At 53.6% G+C, this 17560-nt stretch carries 18 protein-coding genes; 9 read left to right on the top strand and 9 right to left on the bottom strand.

Annotated features, from left to right (window positions below):
* Nucleotides 1-193: 193 nt before the first annotated feature.
* From DW088_RS11115 to spo0A, 6 genes are all read left to right on the top strand, one after another.
* Entirely contained in the window at nucleotides 194-721 is a 528-nt protein-coding gene (locus DW088_RS11115) for a DUF3592 domain-containing protein (RefSeq protein ID WP_117819228.1), read from the top strand.
* Nucleotides 722-1073: 352 nt separating this feature from the next.
* Nucleotides 1074-1427, top strand: coding sequence for a putative ABC transporter permease (locus DW088_RS11120; RefSeq protein WP_243029890.1), 354 nt, complete (start codon nucleotides 1074-1076; stop codon nucleotides 1425-1427).
* 84 nt (nucleotides 1428-1511) lie between these two features.
* Complete coding sequence (locus DW088_RS11125; RefSeq protein ID WP_158574677.1) at nucleotides 1512-2282, top strand: type III pantothenate kinase; 771 nt, start codon at nucleotides 1512-1514, stop codon at nucleotides 2280-2282.
* Nucleotides 2283-2376: 94 nt separating this feature from the next.
* Nucleotides 2377-3003 carry an ECF transporter S component gene (locus DW088_RS11130; protein WP_118360774.1) on the top strand — a complete coding sequence of 209 codons (627 nt, stop codon included), beginning with the start codon at nucleotides 2377-2379 and terminating at the stop codon, nucleotides 3001-3003.
* Between the two features lie 178 nt (nucleotides 3004-3181).
* The gene (gene spoIVB / locus DW088_RS11135) at nucleotides 3182-4189 is read left to right on the top strand and encodes a SpoIVB peptidase (RefSeq protein ID WP_118360775.1); all 1008 of its coding nucleotides are present in this window, start codon (nucleotides 3182-3184) and stop codon (nucleotides 4187-4189) included.
* 347 nt (nucleotides 4190-4536) lie between these two features.
* Nucleotides 4537-5298, top strand: a complete 762-nt coding sequence (gene spo0A, locus DW088_RS11140) for a sporulation transcription factor Spo0A (RefSeq protein ID WP_118360776.1) — start codon at nucleotides 4537-4539, stop codon at nucleotides 5296-5298.
* Nucleotides 5299-5866: 568 nt separating this feature from the next.
* Here the strand turns inward: spo0A and DW088_RS11145 are convergent.
* The gene (locus DW088_RS11145) at nucleotides 5867-6352 is read right to left on the bottom strand and encodes a phosphate-starvation-inducible PsiE family protein (protein ID WP_110435046.1); all 486 of its coding nucleotides are present in this window, start codon (nucleotides 6350-6352) and stop codon (nucleotides 5867-5869) included.
* Between the two features lie 359 nt (nucleotides 6353-6711).
* On the opposite strand from DW088_RS11145, the gene DW088_RS11150 reads away from it, so the two are divergent.
* Nucleotides 6712-7425 (top strand): helix-turn-helix transcriptional regulator, encoded by a 714-nt coding sequence (locus DW088_RS11150; protein WP_116704584.1) that lies wholly within the window; start codon nucleotides 6712-6714, stop codon nucleotides 7423-7425.
* A gap of 106 nt (nucleotides 7426-7531) precedes the next feature.
* On the top strand, nucleotides 7532-8182 hold the full coding sequence (locus DW088_RS11155) for a YczE/YyaS/YitT family protein (RefSeq protein ID WP_118360777.1): 651 nt from the start codon (nucleotides 7532-7534) through the stop codon (nucleotides 8180-8182).
* Nucleotides 8183-8733: 551 nt separating this feature from the next.
* Here the strand turns inward: DW088_RS11155 and DW088_RS11160 are convergent.
* The 7 genes from DW088_RS11160 to DW088_RS11190 form a co-directional block, all read right to left on the bottom strand.
* Nucleotides 8734-9543 (bottom strand): zinc ribbon domain-containing protein, encoded by an 810-nt coding sequence (locus DW088_RS11160; protein ID WP_118360778.1) that lies wholly within the window; start codon nucleotides 9541-9543, stop codon nucleotides 8734-8736.
* 92 nt (nucleotides 9544-9635) lie between these two features.
* On the bottom strand, nucleotides 9636-10436 hold the full coding sequence (locus DW088_RS11165) for a hypothetical protein (protein ID WP_118360779.1): 801 nt from the start codon (nucleotides 10434-10436) through the stop codon (nucleotides 9636-9638).
* Entirely contained in the window at nucleotides 10430-11134 is a 705-nt protein-coding gene (locus DW088_RS11170) for an ABC transporter ATP-binding protein (RefSeq protein ID WP_118360780.1), read from the bottom strand. Before DW088_RS11170 ends, DW088_RS11165 begins: the two co-directional genes overlap by 7 nt.
* The gene (locus DW088_RS11175) at nucleotides 11127-11504 is read right to left on the bottom strand and encodes a GntR family transcriptional regulator (protein WP_117492165.1); all 378 of its coding nucleotides are present in this window, start codon (nucleotides 11502-11504) and stop codon (nucleotides 11127-11129) included. Before DW088_RS11175 ends, DW088_RS11170 begins: the two co-directional genes overlap by 8 nt.
* Nucleotides 11505-12493: 989 nt before the next feature.
* Complete coding sequence (gluQRS, locus tag DW088_RS11180) at nucleotides 12494-13423, bottom strand: tRNA glutamyl-Q(34) synthetase GluQRS (protein WP_118360781.1); 930 nt, start codon at nucleotides 13421-13423, stop codon at nucleotides 12494-12496.
* Between the two features lie 5 nt (nucleotides 13424-13428).
* A complete protein-coding gene (locus DW088_RS11185; protein ID WP_118360782.1) occupies nucleotides 13429-13758 on the bottom strand; it encodes a TfoX/Sxy family protein in 330 nt (109 codons plus the stop codon).
* The gene (locus DW088_RS11190; RefSeq protein WP_158574678.1) at nucleotides 13758-14468 is read right to left on the bottom strand and encodes a flavodoxin family protein; all 711 of its coding nucleotides are present in this window, start codon (nucleotides 14466-14468) and stop codon (nucleotides 13758-13760) included. Before DW088_RS11190 ends, DW088_RS11185 begins: the two co-directional genes overlap by 1 nt.
* 234 nt (nucleotides 14469-14702) lie before the next feature.
* Here DW088_RS11190 and DW088_RS11195 point away from each other — a divergent pair, with 234 nt between their 5' ends.
* Nucleotides 14703-15866, top strand: coding sequence for a glycoside hydrolase family 3 protein (locus DW088_RS11195; protein ID WP_118360784.1), 1164 nt, complete (start codon nucleotides 14703-14705; stop codon nucleotides 15864-15866).
* 883 nt (nucleotides 15867-16749) lie between these two features.
* Here the strand turns inward: DW088_RS11195 and DW088_RS11200 are convergent.
* Nucleotides 16750-17352, bottom strand: a complete 603-nt coding sequence (locus DW088_RS11200; RefSeq protein ID WP_118037485.1) for a Type 1 glutamine amidotransferase-like domain-containing protein — start codon at nucleotides 17350-17352, stop codon at nucleotides 16750-16752.
* Nucleotides 17353-17560: the final 208 nt, after the last annotated feature.

The following is a 17560-nucleotide window of genomic DNA, read 5'->3' on the forward strand; positions in this document are numbered from 1 at the left end:
CAAAAGATGCCGAAGGCAACTTCGGCATCTTTTCATGCCTCGAAAGAAGCACAAAAATATTGTATGATACGAAAGAATTCTCCCTTTTCAGAATTGTGTACTTATGGGAAATGAGCTTATAAATATACATTGCAAACAGCAGACATCTATTTTATAATCAAATATAAAAATCGGAACTTGAGGTGATGAAACTATGGCTGAAATACAAATTGCATGGTTAGAATTGATGACAGTTGGAGGTCTTGGTGTAATATTAGTTCTACTAGGAGTTACTTTCAATATCATTGTAAAAAGACAGAATAAATTGTGTACAAAAAAGACAGACGGTATTGTTAAACAATATGGGTTTCCTGGAAATGGAAGAGTGTACCCAATCGTTGAGTACTTTGTGAATGGAACTTGTTATAAAGCAAAGAAAAAATTTCGAGGAATTATAACAACGCAACTATCAGGAGTACCTGTACCGATGAAATCAGAAGTCTATGAAGATGAAAAAGGATGGCTACATGTAAAAACTGGAGCTATTGCAAATTTGCGTCAATTTGCGGAGCAGTTGTGGCCTATCAACAGTAAGATGACAGTTTATTATAATCCAAACAATCCTAAAAAGTGCTATGTTGATAGACCAATTTCAAAAAGTTTTACTTCCATGATGTTTATCATAATGGGGACAGTAACAATACTCTCGAGTGTACTGGTATTCTTTTTGATGCAGTTATAAATTGCAAAAGATAATTGCTAATCAGACAACTTCCAGTTTGTTGAACTGAATAGCATATTCTGACCGATAGGAGCAAGGTTAAAACCCATCTTGCTCCTTTTCCAATGCTTAAAGTTCCGTCCAATCGACGGAGGGATTGGCGGATAGGCTTATATCAACACAAAAGGTACAAGGGAGGACTAATCCCTCTGCCGTATTCAAGGAGAGCGCGCTGTGCTCCCTCCTTTTTATTTTGCGCGTATGCCAAATTGAGAATGGAAAATGCCAAATCTCCACGCTCATTCTCCATTCTCAATTACTCCACCCTTGCGTAAATCCAGCCATTCCGGGCAAAATAAATGCGGTGATGAAAATGAAACTGCAAACTCCCGCAGTCTTTGCACTGGGTGCGGTCGGCTACGCCGCGCTTGAGCTTCTCTGGCGCGGACGCACCCACTGGACCATGGCGCTGACCGGCGGTGCGGTTCTGGTCGGTCTGCGGCGGCTGCGGCGGCGCGTACACGAGGAAAACCCGCTCTCCCGCTGCTTATGCGGCGCGGCGTGCATCACGGCGGCGGAGTATGTGGTCGGCTGCACGGTCAACCGGCATTTCCGGCTGCGCGTGTGGGATTACTCGCATGAATTCGGCAACGTTCAAGGACAGATCTGCCCGAAATACGCGGCGCTGTGGGCGCTGCTCTCCGCACCGATCATGCTGCCGAAATAAGGCAGAAATGTGTACCTCTCCCCTTGCAATACGGTTTTCAATGTCTTATAATAGTGGTAAACTATGCAGAAAAGGAGACACACCATGCTGATTGCAGTCAATGCAGGAAACAGCCGCGTTTTGCTCGGCGGCTATGAGGAGGACGGACAGGTTTTCTCTGCCTCCATCGCAACCGAGCCTAAGCTGACGCGCGACGACTACGCCTGCAAGCTGCAGCAGGTGCTTTTGCTGTACGGCGTGAACGTGCGCCGCATCCACGGCGGTATTGTCAGCTCGGTCGTTCCGAGCATGGTCGGCGTGCTCGAGGGTGCGCTGCGTCTGCTCGGCATCCGCGATGTCATCGAGGTATCGAGCGGCGTCAAGACCGGACTCAACATCCGCTCCGAGCAGCCGCGGCAGGTCGGCTCGGACCGCGTAGCCGCTGCGGTGGCCGCCCGTGCCAAGGGAAAGCTGCCGTGCGTGGCGGTTACGCTCGGCACCGCGACCACGTTCACCGCGCTCGACGGGTCCGGTGCGCTGGTCGGCTCAGCCATCACGGCGGGCGTGCAGCTGAGTCTGCTCGCGCTCCGCGAGCAGGCAGCGCAGCTTCCGGCGGTCGCCATCGACGCCAAGGACGAGGGCATTCTCGCCCGGAACACGGTCGATGCCATGCGCGTCGGCGCGGTTTACGGTGCGGCGTCGCTCGTGGACGGTATGGTCGAACGCTTTGCGGAAGCACTCGGCGAAACGCCCTATGTGGTGCTCACCGGAGAGCTTGCGCCGCTCGTCACTCCCTATCTGCGTATCCCGTTCGAGTACGATGAAAGCCTTGTGCTCGATGGTCTGCACCTGATTTGGAAGAAAAATCGGGGTTGAAAGAGATTTGGCAGCGAATTTCTATCGCTGACCACCACAATTTTTGTATTGCGCTGTACCTGTCAAAGCAGGACGGCAGCAGGAGGAATTACAAATGAATAACAAAACTACCAATGTACGGTATCTCGCGCAGCTGGCGCTGCTGGCGGCGATCGAGGTCGTGATGAAGCTGATGGGTCTGGGCAGCGTGCCGGTTGGTCCGCTGTACATGTCGTTCCTGACCGTGCCGATCGCTGTCGGCGCGATGACCATGGGGCCGACCGCCGGTGCGATTCTCGGCGGCGTATTCGGCTGTGTCAGCTTTAAGGATGCGCTTGCAGGCGGCGGTATGACCGGCATGTTCTTCCAGATCAGCCCGATCAACACCTTCGTTCTGTGCGTTGTCATGCGCGTGCTGATGGGCTGGTGTGTCGGCCTGCTGTTCCGCGTGCTGCGCCGCATGGACCGCAAGAAAAGCTGGAGCTATTTCGTCGGTGCGATGTCCGCGCCGCTGCTGAATACCATTTTCTTCATGGGTTACATCGTTCTGGTGTTCTACAAGACCGACTACATTCAGGAGCGCGTTGCCTCTCTCGGCGTGGCTAACCCGCTGTCCTTCGTGGTTGCACTGGTCGGCGTGCAGGGTCTGATCGAAATTATCGTCGGCTGTGCGGTCGGCGGCGTGCTCGCCCGTGCGGTAGCATCGTTCCTCGGTCATCGTGCGCCTGCAAAAGCAGAATAAATGATTGCTAATTTCGGCAGTTTCTCTCATTTTTCGCAGAGAAACTGCCGTTTTGCGTTCCCGGAAAACCTTTCCGCGCCCAGAGAATTTCCGTGCCGCCAAATGTCCGGCAGAATAGAAAAGGTTCACAGCGTTGTTTTCATGCTCTGCGCGGCATAGTAATAGCGGAGGTGAAAAAATGCAAAAAAATCACGCAAAACGCACGGCGCTCGCTCTGTTCCTGCTGTTTGCGGTAACAGTCTCCGCGCAGGCGGCAAAAATCGCCGAGGTCATCCCGATCGGGCACACGGTCGGCATCAAAATGCAGGCGGAGGGCGTGCTGATCGTGCAGCTGACCGAGGTGCAGGGCGCGGACGGCACGCGCTCCCCTGCGAAGGAGGCGGGCGTGCAGGAGGGCGATGTGCTGTGCCGCGCCGGTGAGACCGCGCTGCACTCGAACGACGATCTGCAGAAGCAGGTCGCGCTCTCGGCGGGACAGCCGATCAAGCTGACGCTCGAGCGCGGAGACGCGGAGAAAAGCGTCACGGTGACGCCGTGCAGGGACAAAACCGGTGCGTACCGCATCGGCGTGCTCGCGCGCGACAGTCTGGCAGGAATCGGCACGCTGACCTACGTTGACCCGCAGACCGGCGCGTTCGGCTCGCTCGGTCACGGCATCTGCGACAGCGAGACCGGTGTGCTGCTGCCGCTGCAGGAGGGCACGATCATTCACTCGACGGTGAGCAGCGTGCAGCGCGGCAAAGCGGGTGAACCGGGTTCGCTGCAGGGCGAATTTTCGACCGAAAAACCGCTCGGAACCGTGGCGCAGAACACAGAAAGCGGCATTTTCGGCACCATAACGGACGATTCGCTGTACAGCGAGCTGCAGTGCGTGCCGGTCGCGTCGGCAGACGAAATCAAAGTCGGTGACGCGGAAATCCTGTCCAACGTGGACGGTGACAGCGTGCAGCGTTATTCTGTCCAGATCGTCAAGCTCTATCCGGCGAACGACGAATACGGGCGCAGCATGATGCTCCGCGTGACAGATTCGCAGCTTGCGGAGAAAACCGGCGGCATCGTGCAGGGCATGAGCGGCAGTCCGATCCTGCAGAACGGCAAGCTGATCGGCGCGGTAACGCATGTGCTGGTCGATAATCCGATGGAAGGGTACGGAATTTCGATGGAGAAAATGCTCAAAGCGAGTTAGCTTTCATGAGCAATCAGGAATCAGCAGTTCGTAATTTGTGATGGGTTTACCTTGCGTTTGGGCGCACATTGTGCGCCCTTTCTTTTGGGTTAATCGCCACTGTTTTGTTGTCGAAAACCGCAGTTTTGCTTGTATTTTGTCTATTTCCGGGGAATTTTGAAAATATGTAGAAATTGCAAAAGCGGTCGGTCTGACCGGTCGTTTCGGGTAAATCGACAGATTTTGTCGAATTCTGTCTGCAATTTTCCGTCCACATTTTTACAAAAGGTCTTGCAAGTTATGGTAGTATATGGTAATCTATTGCCAAGAAAAAGAGATAAACTTTATCGGAAAGCTGGTTATGACATATGGATGAGAAAATTAGAGTTTTACTTGCAGACGACGACACCGAATTTTGCGCGCGTATGTCGGCGGTACTGGACAGTGCGGACGATTTTGAGCTGGTCGGCATTGCGGAAAACGGTGAAAAGGCACTTTCCGCAGTCAATGAACTGCGGCCGGATGTACTTATCATTGAACTGATGCTGCCGGTGATGGACGGCATGAGCGTGCTCAGCCGCCTGCACGAACAGGACGGACCGCATCCGGCGGTGATGGTATTCTCGGCGTTTGCAAGTCCGCAGATCGGCGCGGAATGCGCGGCGCTCGGCGTGGATCTGTTCCTGCGCAAGCCGATGGAGCCGCAGGCGGTCTGCGAACGGCTTCGCCTGTGGCGGACCGGTCAGCTGCGCGCGGTCAAGGCCGAGGAAAGCATGGCGCTTGAGCTCCGCGTGACCGAGGTGATTCATCAGGTGGGTGTGCCGGCGCACATCAAGGGCTACCAGTATCTGCGCGAGGCCATCATGATGGCGGTCGAGGATATCGAGTCGGTCAGCGCCATCACCAAGGTGCTGTACCCGTCGATTGCCAAAAAGTTCAAGACGACCTCCTCTCGCGTGGAGCGCGCCATCCGGCACGCGATCGAGGTCGCATGGGATCGCGGTGACATCGAAACCCTGCAGAATTACTTCGGCTACACAGTTTCGGGCATCAAGGGCAAACCGACTAATAGCGAATTTATCTCGATGATTGCCGACCGGCTGCGGCTGCAGATGCGGTTTGGGGCGTAAAGCAAATTTACAACGCAAAAAGCAGTAATATCATTCAGAAAACGATTTATCGGTATAGTATGCGTACTATTTACGCTGTTATGTGAATCGCAGTAAATCACTTGCAAGCCTGCCAACATAACGAAAGTATGAGTGAAACGCAGGTTTAAGCCTATAAGCTTTTTCTGATATTGTGAATAACTGAAACAATTTATCTGCAGCCTTTCCAACGAAAAACCGCAGCGCCCTCTCGGGCGCTGCGGTTCAGCTTGTCGAAAAAGTTAGATTTCTATTTTGTGCTTCGTGCGACAGCACGCATAAAATAGAATTTGCGCAGCAAATTCATAAAACCCGGGGGCGTGGTCCAGACCCCCCTCTCTTGCCGCTATGCGGCAATTCACCTTGTGTACCTCGGTTTTTATACAAGGGAAGAAAAAATGTGTCCGGAGGACGCGGTTTTTCTTCAGCATTCGATCGAAAGCGTGGTTTCGATCGAGAGGCTGCTCGAAAAACGATAGTTTTTCGACAGCCTCAACCGCAGCGCCCTCTCGGGCGCTGCGGTTTTCAGGTGATATGCATTTTCCTTATGTCAAATCAATGAGCCAATCTCGGGCGGTTCCGGCTTTTTCGGCTCGTTACGGTTTTCCACGCCGAGAACCTCTGCGCGGATGTCCTCCTCGATCTCCTTCTTGCTGCGGCGGCGGTCCAGACGCGAAATATACAGATACTTCCGGATCACGAACAGGATGCCGATCGACAGCACGGCGATCAGGTTCTCGATCGGCGAGGTATGCTCGACGATCATCTGACGCGCGATGGCGAGGAGCATAACGTCAACCACCGAGTCGATGGTGTAGCTGGTGATCATCTTGATCAGCTCGATGCCGATGATGATCAGGCAGGCCGAGCTCATGCGCGCCTGCAGATACGCCGGATCACCGAACAGCTTGTTCATATCGGTCATGGCGACCATGCCGATACCGGACACGATGCACGCGATCAGAATCACCATGCCAAGGGTGATCTCAACCGCTGTTGCGGCGTTGGAGAGCTTGTCTCGAAAATCAGAATTCATGGCAGTCTCCCTTTCTCTACTCCTCATTCTTTACATTCCCTTTTCTTCAGTTTTGTAATTTTTTATCAGTCTGTGTCTCATTCCTTGATATAAATTTAACATAGTTTTCACGCCTTGTCAATTATTTTAACAAGTTTTGTATGGTTCACTGGTTTTTCACAAGTTTTTTATGCACTTTATCCTCATTTTAGTTATTTTGCATAATAACTTTTTATTTTTGTTGTGAGAAATTATTCGCGTTTATTTTTTGACAAACTTATCATTGTTAAGCTATAATAATATTAGAGTAAACTAATAAAAAGGCAATGCCATGCAATCAAAGGCACTGCAAAGAAAATTCTTTGAAACGGGGTGGGCAAATGGCTAATCCGCTGTTGCAGCACTACATCAAGCTGACAGAATTTCTCGGACAGGCACTTGGACCGGATTATGAGGTTGCTCTGCATGATATGACCGACAAAAACCGCTCTATAGTAGCCATTGCCAACAATCACATCAGCGGCCGGGAGATCGGCGCACCGCTTACCAATGTGGCGCTCAAAATCCTGATGGACAAAAGCTACGAAACGCAGGACTACCGCCTGCACTACTGCGGTCTCTCTGCCGAGGGCAAAACGCTGCGCTCGAGCACAATGTTCATCAAGCACAACGGCAAGCTGGTCGGCATGCTGTGCATCAACTTTGACGACAGCCGGTATCTGGCCGCCAGCGAAAACGTGCTGCGGCTGTGTCATCCGGATATTTTTATCGACGACCATATTGCACCGCAGCAGGCCGAACCCGGTGATCCATTCCCGCGAGCGGTTCCGGCAACGACCGAGAGCTTCCACAACTCGATCGACGCGGTGGCAGGCGATGCGGTCGGCCGCGAGCTCATCCGCCTCGGCGTGACCGCCGACCGGCTCACGCCCGATGAACGGATGCAGATCATTGCTTCGCTTGAAAACGGCGGTATCTTCCTGCTGAAGGGCGCGGTCAAGGATGTGGCCGACGCGCTGCACTGCTCGCAGGCCAGTGTGTACCGCTATCTTTCCCAGATCAAAAAGGACGACAGCAATTCCGCTTCGGAATAACATTTTCACAATGCAAATGACAAAAACGGCAGAATCCGAGCGGAATGCTCGCGGTTCTGCCGTTTCACTTTTTTATCTGCTAAATTGCTCACAGGAGGTATACATTATGTTTCGAGAGTACATCCACCGGTTATTCTGGCTGATCCTGGGTGTTGCGGTCAGCTCGATCGGCATTGCGATGATGCTGCAGGCGAATGTCGGACTCGAGCCGTGGAGCGTGCTGCAGCAAGGCATGTCGCTGCGAACCGGCATGACCTATGGTACGGCGTCCGCTATCGCAGGCGCGGCAGCCATCCTCACGGCCGTGCTCTTCGGTGAGAGCTTCGGCTTAGGCACGATCATCAACATTGCGGGCTGCGCAGTCATAATCGACGCGATTCAGGCGGCGCACCTCATCCCGCAGATGCACGGATTGGTGAGCGGCATTGCCATGCTCATCGGCGGTCTGGAGCTGCTTGCGCTCGGCACCTGGCTGTACATGAAAAGTGCGCTCGGCAGCGGCCCCCGTGACGCGCTGATGGTCGCGCTCGCGCGTAAGTTCGGGCGGTCTGCCGGCGTGTGCCGCGCGGTCGTGGATGTGCTCGTAACGGTCATCGGCTTCTTTCTCGGCGGTCCGGTCGGTGTCGGCACCATTATTTCCGCCGTCGGACTGGGTCCGCTGATCAACCTCAATTTTGCAGCCGTGCGGTTCCGTCCGGCAAAAGTGCATCAGGAAAATGTGGCGGAAACCATTGCGAGAATTTCCGGAAAACGGTAATTCTCCATTTTTCATCATCAATTTCAATTTATTTGTGGTCGCATCTCCGGCACTGAATCATCTCGCTCATTGGGTCTGCCTTGAAAAACGCACCCGACCACGCGCAAATGCTCTGCAGGATCGGCACGGCATCCGTTTATGAGTGACTTTTCTTTTGCATATGCACAAAATTCTCCCGTAAAAACGCAAAAACCGCCCATAAGGACGGTTGATTGACAGGATATTGTCCGCATGCTATAATCAAATCAGCAAACGGTGAAAAAAGGTTGTTCCTCCCTCGATGAGGAGGGAGGTGATCGTGATGTCGCTGTCCGAAGCACTGCTTCTGTTTCAGTTGATCGCCATGATCGTCTTTGGTATCCTCGGATACATGAAGAAATAAACCAACCGCACCCGTTGTAAAGAGCGGCTTTCTTCTCGACATAAAATCGATCTGAGGAACGACCGCTCGGTGCGAACGAGCCGCCGTTTGTAGCTATATTATAGCGCGGCGCCCCGGTTTTGTCAAGTGACAGAACCGGGGCTGTTGTTTTTCACGCTTTTTTACAAAATCACATATTCTGTGCCCGATAATACGGAACCGGATCTGTCGTGCCGAACAGGCCGATGCCATCCATATCCTCGATGAGCAGCGTATCATCGGTTTTGCTGACATACAAATTCAGCCAAATATCGTCGCCGCTATCGGCTATGGACTGACACCACTCGGGCAGGCTCCCTACCGCCTCGGTATCGTACAGCGTGAACGCAACCGTGTACATATCGTACTGATCGGACGGATACGCCTCCGGATAGTAATACTCGTCGGGGTCATCGTACAGACACCACGCGTCGGCCGTGCTCTTGAACGTGCCGCCGTCCGCCGAGGTATACAGAATCGCCCATTCATCATTCGACTGGTCATAGTGCAGACGGAAGGTGTCGCTGTTATCGATCACCATGCCGCTGTCCGTGCCGAGAATGCTGCTGAGATCCTGCGCCGCATAGCTGTAATCCGAATCATAATCCGGCGCGGGGGAATTTCCGAAGCTGCTCTCAATTTCCGGCACCAGATCATCCACCACAAACGCGATCAGCGTCGGCACAAACTGCAGCAGAGCGATAACAATTATCGCAATCACCGCACCCTTTGCGCGTTTTTTCTTCGGCTTATCCTGGATGGGACGCGCCTTGCTCTTCGCCGTTTTCGCCGAGCTGCTGTTCTCTATCGTCGGATGATATTCGGTGTAGGTCTCGCGCGGCTTGCCGTGCCATTTCGGCGCGGGCCTCGTCATGCGGCCCTTACTGCCCGCGCGTGCGCCGCACATCGGACATACGCGTTCCTCATCGTCAAAATGGATACCACAGTGCTGACATTTCACAGGACACACCTCCCTTTTACTACCTCCATCATACCAGAGATATACCGTTCAGGCAAGAGAAAAAGGATACACAAGTGTGTATCCTTTTTCTGTTATTCGAGATTGAGCTTGTGCGTGAGAATCCAGCGCGTCACAAGGAAATACACCGCATCGCTGATGAGTTCGAATACGCAGCAGAACCGCAGCATGAGATGCGCCGCATCCATCGGCGTGATGGTCTGCATGGTGCTGTCAAGCCAGCGTACTATCGCATCGGCAAGCGCCTCCGGCATGACATTGCCCCCGCCCATCATCACCAGAAGCAGGAGAACCTGCAGGGCGGTAGAAAGAACAACGTACCACACGACCGACATCAGCAGGCGGTGCTTGCCCGCCAGATGGCCGAGCGCCATGCACATATAGACGAACAGCGCCATGTCCGCAATGCCGAGCACCGCCAGCACGAGCAGCTCCAGCCCGAACAGCAGGCCGCCGCTCCGCGCCACACCCTTTATCATATCGACAAACAGGGTGCCGAAGGACATATCGGCAAAAATGCCGATGCTGAGGAACGCCGCGATGCCGCTCAGCGCGATCATAACCACCGCGATAATGGTTTTACTGAGCAAATGCTGCGTCACCGTGACCGGCAGGGTGAACATGAGGTAGCCCTCACTGCCGAGCAGGTTTTTGTAAAAACGCTGGATGAGAATGACAGCCGTTACCACAAATGCCGCCATCATCACGCCCATATACAGCATGGAGCTGATGGCCGGCATCATAAAGCCGAACGTGCTGTTCTGCGGGATACTGTACAGCAGGTGCGTGACGAACGACATGAGAATCAGCACGCCGTACAGCGGCAGACAGATACGCGCACAGGCTTTCCACTCATATTTCAACAGCTTTAACATGCAAACACCTCCCGGAACAGTGCGTCAACCGATTTTCCGTGTTCCTCGCGGATATGGTCAACCGTATCGTGCAGCACCATCGCGCCTTCCTTGAGGAAAATGACCTCATCGAGCACACGCTCCACATCCGCGATAAGATGGGTGGACAGCAGAACGGACGCGTCCTCGCTGTAATTCGAGAGAATGGTGCTGAGAATGTAGTCGCGCGCCGCCGGATCAACACCCGCGATCGGCTCATCGAGCACATACAGCTGCGCCTTGCGGCTCATGGTGAGGATGAGCTGCACCTTCTCCTGATTGCCCTTGCTGAGCGTTTTCAGACGGCTGAGCGGGTCGATCCCCAGCGAATCCAGCATATCAGTTGCCTTTACGCGGTCAAAATCCGTGTAAAAATCCGCAAAGAACGAAATCAGGTCGTTGACCTTCATCGCATCGTTGAGATAGTTTTTGTCGGGCAGATAGCTGATGATGCTGTGCGTGTAGGTGCCCGGCGTCTGACCGTCAATGAGCACCGAGCCGCTTGTCGGCTGCAGCAGACCATTCAGCAGCTTGATGGTCGTTGTTTTGCCCGAGCCGTTCGGGCCGAGCAGACCGATAAACTGTCCGCGGCCGAGCGTCAGATTCAGATTATTGAGCGCGGTCTTTTTACCGTAGTTTTTTGTCAATCCCTGACAGATAACCAGTTCGTTGTTATCCATTGTTCTTCTCCTCCCCACTGCGTTTCTCCAGAAGCGCCACAATGTCCTGCTCGGTGAAGCCAAGCTGGCTCATGCCGGACAGAAATTCCGTGATGCGTTCTCCTGCGATCTGCTCTCTTACCTTACCAATCATTTCTCTGTCCTCCGTTACATAGCGTCCGCTCGTGCGGTTGGTGAACATCAGGCCTTCGCGCTCCATTTCCGCAAGCGCACGCTGCATGGTGTTCGGGTTGACACCCGCCTGAGCCGCCAGCTCGCGCACCGGCGGTACCTTTTCACCCGCCGCAAGCTGTCCGCTGACGATCTGCTCGGTCAGCTTTTCCACAAGCTGTTGATAGATCGGACGATCCCCCCGCAATTCCCATTGCATAAGCTCTCTCCTTTCGTTTTATTGTATTATGATAATAATATAAGTATACAGATTTGTCAATAGCCTTTGCTGAAATTTTTCTGCACCGCCCTGCGGGGTGCGCGAACTGCGCAGGCGGGTTCGCCCCTAACGGGCGGCTCCTTTTTCTTCACCGGCTGACCGGGGCACACGAACTGCCGCAGGCGGGTTCGCCCTAACGGGCGGCTCCTTTTTCTGCACCGGCTGACCGGGGCACACGAACTGCCGCAGGCGGGTTCGCCCCTAACGGGCGGCTTCTTTTCCTGCACCGGCTGACCGTGGCACACGAACTGCCGCAGGCGGGTTCGCCCCTAACGGGCGGCTCCTTTTCCTGCACCGGCTGACCGGGGCACACGAACTGCCGCAGGCGGGTTCGCCCTTTCCGGGCGGAGAGGTTTTCGCTGAGATTCAGCGGTGGGGATTCGCCGTCTGCGGACGGCGGGAGCGTCACGGCACCCGCGGCGGGGGCAAAAAGGAAGGACAACCTGCGGTTTTCCTTCCTCTTTGGACTCCTACCTTTCCCTTGCTTCCTAATCTGGCGCAGATTGCCTACATGTGACCGCTCCGACATGGGAAACGGCAGAGGATTTTTTCTTCCGTGTCTTTCGTAACCTGTTCGCAGGGTCAGATAACGTACTGCTACACAGACCGGCAACTCTGCGCAGGCGCGACATACCCGTGTCGCGCAACTCGTTTGCACGTTATTACGCCCAGCACCTACGGGTTTTAATTGATAACAAATGTTACCGTAGGGTGCGACGACCTCGGCGCACCGTATCAAACGGTTGGTACAATCTATCCCGTAGGGGCGAACAGTGTTCGCCCACACAACGCCACATTTGACGGTTTTCCGGGCGCACAATGTGCGCCCCTACGGTTATGTGCGTGCAGAGGGCATACAAAAAGGGCGGACACACTGATCCGCCCCTACGGTATGCTCTACCGTAACGATAATTACTAATTTCTAATTTCTAATTACTAATTCCTCGAAACACGTTCGGCAGGTACAGCTCATGCTTCGGAATCTTCTCCCACGAAAACGCTTTCACGAGCTCCTTCACGGAGACCGGCTCTGCGGTGTCGGTCAGTCCTGCGGCGCAGGCGAGTGCGCCGATGACCTGCTCGGGTGTGAATTTCTCCCGCAGGAGGCCGAGGTCGAGGTCCTCATCGCGCTTGGACAGGCGGCGTCCGTCATGGTCGCACAGCAGCGGGATATGGATAAATTTCGGCGGCGTGAAGCCGAACAGCTCATACAGCCAGATTTGGCGCGGCGTACTGCCGATGAGATCGTGCCCGCGCACGACCTCGGTCACGCCGGACAGGCCGTCATCCACCACGACCGCCAGCTGATACGCGAACACGCCATCCGACCGCCGGATGATAAAGTCGCCGCACTCCTCGGTGAGCGTTTCGGTATACGCGCCGTACACGCCGTCCGTGAATGTGATGGTGCGCTCGGGCACGCGCACGCGCGTTGCAGGCGCACGCTTTCTGCGCTTTTCGGCCACTTGCTCGGGTGTTAAATCGCGGCAGGTTCCGGCGTAGACCACCCTGCCGTCCGACAGGTGCGGCGCGCTTGCGGCGTGCAGGGCCGCTCTCGAGCAGAAACACGGGTACAGCAGACCTTTTTCGCGCAGAATCGCCTCGTATTTCTCGTAAACAGCCGTGCGCTCGGACTGATACGGGATTTCGCCGTCCCAGTCTAACCCTAACCACCGCAGGTCGTCGATGATAAGCTCCGCGAAGCTGCGCGGACACCGCATTTCGTCCAGATCCTCAATCCGCAGCAGAAATTCGCCGTTCTGCTGCCGCGCACTCAGCCATGCCAGCAGCGCGCACAGCACGTTGCCGAGGTGCATGCGGCCGCTCGGACTGGGTGCAAAACGTCCGATGGTGTGCATGTTTTTCACTCCTTATTGCTTTTCTTCTTGGGTTTCGGTGCCGGAAGTTCGTCATACATGGCACGCAGCAGCTTCTGCAGGAAGGCGGCATCGTCGGTTTTCGTCACCCGCAGCATGGGTTTTGCGCCGTCGTACGGAAATTCATAAGGCGCATCCGGAAGGCAGCTTATCGCAGCTTTGACCGGCTTGACCAGCAGGCGGTTATCATAAATTCCGCCGACGATTTTGCCATTGTAGTAGAGTATGTACTCCCCCATCATGGCTCGATGCGCTACGCCGTCCAGTCCGGACAGGTGGTCTAATATTTCCGCGAGAAATTCCTTTGTGGTTGCCATTATCGTCCTCTTTTCCAAGGTTTCTCCGTCACATAGCCTTTTTGATACCAGTATTCATCGTCAACGGGATTCATTTTGCGCTTTTTATGGAACAGGCGGTACATGTAAAACAATCCCTTGACCTTCGCGCACGGCGTGACATTTCCGGCATTTTTCCGAATGGCAGAAACCGTTTTCTCCACCTTTTGCTGAATTTTGTGCATGAAATTCTCGGGCATGCTGCTCCAGTCATATCCCCAGACAGCCTGCGTGATAACATGCGTGCGGCCGACGCCCCAGTAGTTCATGCTGTCGCGCAAATCCCGGACGGTGGATTTCATGCCGCCGCCCGCCGCGGTCGTGATGATGAGCGCCTGCTTGCACATCAGCGACAGGTCGGGACGGTGCACCAGCCAGCGGTACGCAAAGTGGTCGAGCAGGGTCTTGACCTGCCCCGGAATGTGGTAAACGTAGGTCGGCGCACAGAAAATGATCAGCTCGGAGTCGTCCATCGCGGCGATGAGCTTCTGCATGTATTCGTGCCCGCCGCACTTGTTCTCGCGGCCGTTCATACATGCATAGCAGCCCGCGCAGACATGCGGCATATCCTGCGGCAGATAAAATTCGTGCAGCGTGCCGCCCGAAAGCAGGCGGTCGAGCACCATCTGTGCAATGCCGTAGGTGGACGATTTGGTTTTCCGTTTGTGCGGATAGATTATGGTTATGTTCATAGTGAACATCCTTTCTTGTGTGGAACAAGTGACAGGATTAGGGATTTCCGTTTTGTGGACGAACACGGTTCGCCCCTGCGGCTGCACAGGTGCAGATCATTGACGAGTGACACGCTCTCCGCTCTCACGCATCCTCCTGCCCTCAAACTCCTACCTTGTAATATTACCACATTCACTCTATGCTTTACAACTCCCCTGCTCTCTTGTATAATGTAGGCAAACGAGGTGATACACATGAAAAAACGAATGCTTGCGCTGCTGCTGGGTCTGCTCTGCACCGGACTGACGGCCTGCGGCAGCACGGACACCGCCGCAAAGGACGAAACGCCGTCCGCGCCGACCGTCGATCAGCCCGAGCCGGAACCCACGCCGGAGGAGATCCGCCGGACGGCGGCGGAGCAGTATGCGGACGGCTTGACGCTCGAGGAGCAGGTCGCGCAGATGTTCTTCGTGCGCTGTCCGGAGACCGACGCGGCGGCGCTGACCGCGCAGTACGACATCGGCGGCTATCTGCTGTTTGCACGCGATTTTGACGGACAGACCAAAGAATCCGTCGCAAACACCATCGCAGCCTACCAGAATGCCGCAAAAACGCCCATGCTCATCGGCGTAGACGAGGAAGGCGGCACGGTCGTGCGCGTCAGCTCCAACCCGGCGTTCCGTGCAGCGAAATTCCGCTCGCCGCAGGCGCTGTACAGCGAGGGCGGCTTTGACCGCATCACGAGCGACACCGCCGAGAAGGATGCGCTGCTGCGCGATTTAGGTATCAATGTTAATTTTGCGCCCGTGTGCGACGTTTCGACCGACCCGAGCGATTTCATTTACGCGCGCAGCTTCGGCATGGACGCCGAGCAGACCGGCGAATACGTCCGCACGGTGGTCACGCAGATGGTCAGCGACAAGACCGGCATGGTGCTCAAGCACTTCCCCGGCTACGGCAATAACGCGGACACGCATACCGGCATCGCCATTGACGAGCGGCCGATGGACACCTTCCGGCAGTCGGATTTCCTGCCGTTTCAGGCGGGCATCGAAAGCGGGGCGCAGTCGGTTCTCGTCAGCCATAATGTGGTAAACTGCATGGACGCCGACCGACCGGCGTCGCTCTCAGCCGAGGTGCACCGCATTCTCCGCGAGGAACTCGGCTTTGACGGCGTAATCCTGACCGATGACCTGATCATGGACGCCATCCGCGATTACACCGGCGGCGAAAACGCGGCGGTGCTTGCCGTGCAGGCGGGCAATGATATGCTCACCTCGTCGGATTTCGAGACCCAGTACAACGCCGTGCTTGCTGCCGTGCAGGACGGCACGATTCCCGAGTCTCAGATTCACGCTTCCGCCGTGCGCGTCATCGACTGGAAAATGCAGCTTGGACTGATTTCCTATGATGCGTAAACAACAGAGTCCCGGCCTTGTCGCTTGACAAAGCCGGGACTCTGCGCTATAATCTTAAGTACAAACGGCGGCCTGCTGGTAACGGGCGGTCGTTCCCCATAGTTAAGTGTTTGAGGAAACGCCGCTCCGGTTACGGGGCGGTTATTTCTTTATGTATCCTAAGATACCAAAGACGATCGTGGTGATCAACTGAAACAACAGCAGCGTTTCGGAAATTGACATCCAGATCACCTCCCTTTTTATCGAGGGAGGAACAACCTTTTTTCACCGTTTGCACTTTGATTATAGCATGTGTGTCATATTGTGTCAATCAACCGTCTTTTCAGACGGTTTTTATTTTTTGCTGCAAGAGACGGACGCATGTATCCGTCTTTTTTTCTGTCATAAAATGCAAAAAACCGCCCCAAAAGGCGGCTTATTGACAGATTTCGATTTCATATGCTATAATCGAAACGGACAAGTTCACATAGCGGTCAGACCCTCTGTTCCTTTCCCGCTGTCTGCGGCAGGAAGGAGGTGGCGCGAATGCGGAAAAAGGCATTTCAGCTTTTCGTATGTACAGTAATCCTGCTGTACATCTTCTGTATAAAAGCGCGATGACCGCTCGTCTGACTCACGAACGGTCATCATAACAAATTTCGATGACTGAGGGTCTGACTGCTGAACAGTGTCCTCTTGGGTATATTATACCCGAGCAGCCCCGGCTTTGTCAAGCGACAAGGCCGGGGTTCCCTTTTACCTTTTGTGTTGATATAAGCCTATCCGCCAATCCCTCCGTCGATTTGACGGAGCTTTAAGCATTGGAAAAGGAGCAAGGTGGGTTTCAACCTTGCTCCTATCGGTCAGAATATGCTATTCAGTTCAACAAACTGGAATTTTCAAATTAGTCTTTGCAAATAACCTTTGAATCTTCACCATCAATTACAATTCCCTGACGGTTGTTAATTGGGCATAGATTCAAATCCGAAAACTCAGTCATTATTTTCTCGGTAACTTTCTTAAATGGTGCTGTAAGATAATGCGGAAGAACATAGAAATCAATCAAATCAAGCCCTGCATCATCTTCTTGTGAGTAGTCCTCCGGCTTTTCATCCATTTGCTCGATATATTGGATGCTTGGAGCGCATATAATTGCGCCTGCCGACTCACCGATCATCAATTTTCCATTTGCCAATTCCTTTTTCAGCAGTCCATCAGTTCCCGTTTTACGGAGCTGGTCCATAAGAAAGAAAGAATTTCCGCCGGTAAAATATATCACATCTGCTTCTTCAAAAACAGACTGTATCGTTGAATAAGCCTCCGTTGAAATATCAATTTCAGTTACGATCGCTCCCAACTTTTTGAATAATTTTCGAGCCGAGCCGACATAACCGGTGTAGCCTTCACGCAGTGAAGCTGTTGGAATAAATGCGACTTTCTTATTTTCAATTTCTTCCTTTATCAGACTTCCTACACTTGAAAAGTGCGAACATAAAAATAATTTCATCAATATTCTCCTTTATAAATTTCGATTTTTATATTTGATTATAAAATAGATGTCTGCTGTTTGCAATGTATATTTATAAGCTCATTTCCCATAAGTACACAATTCTGAAAAGGGAGAATTCTTTTGTATCATACAATATTTTTGTGCTTCTTTCGAGGCATGAAAAGATGCCAAAGTTGCCTTCGGCATCTTTTTGGTATCCAGTATC

Origin of the sequence: Butyricicoccus sp. AM05-1, from assembly GCF_003474415.1 — a bacterium.
Taxonomy (GTDB): domain Bacteria; phylum Bacillota; class Clostridia; order Oscillospirales; family Butyricicoccaceae; genus Agathobaculum; species Agathobaculum butyriciproducens.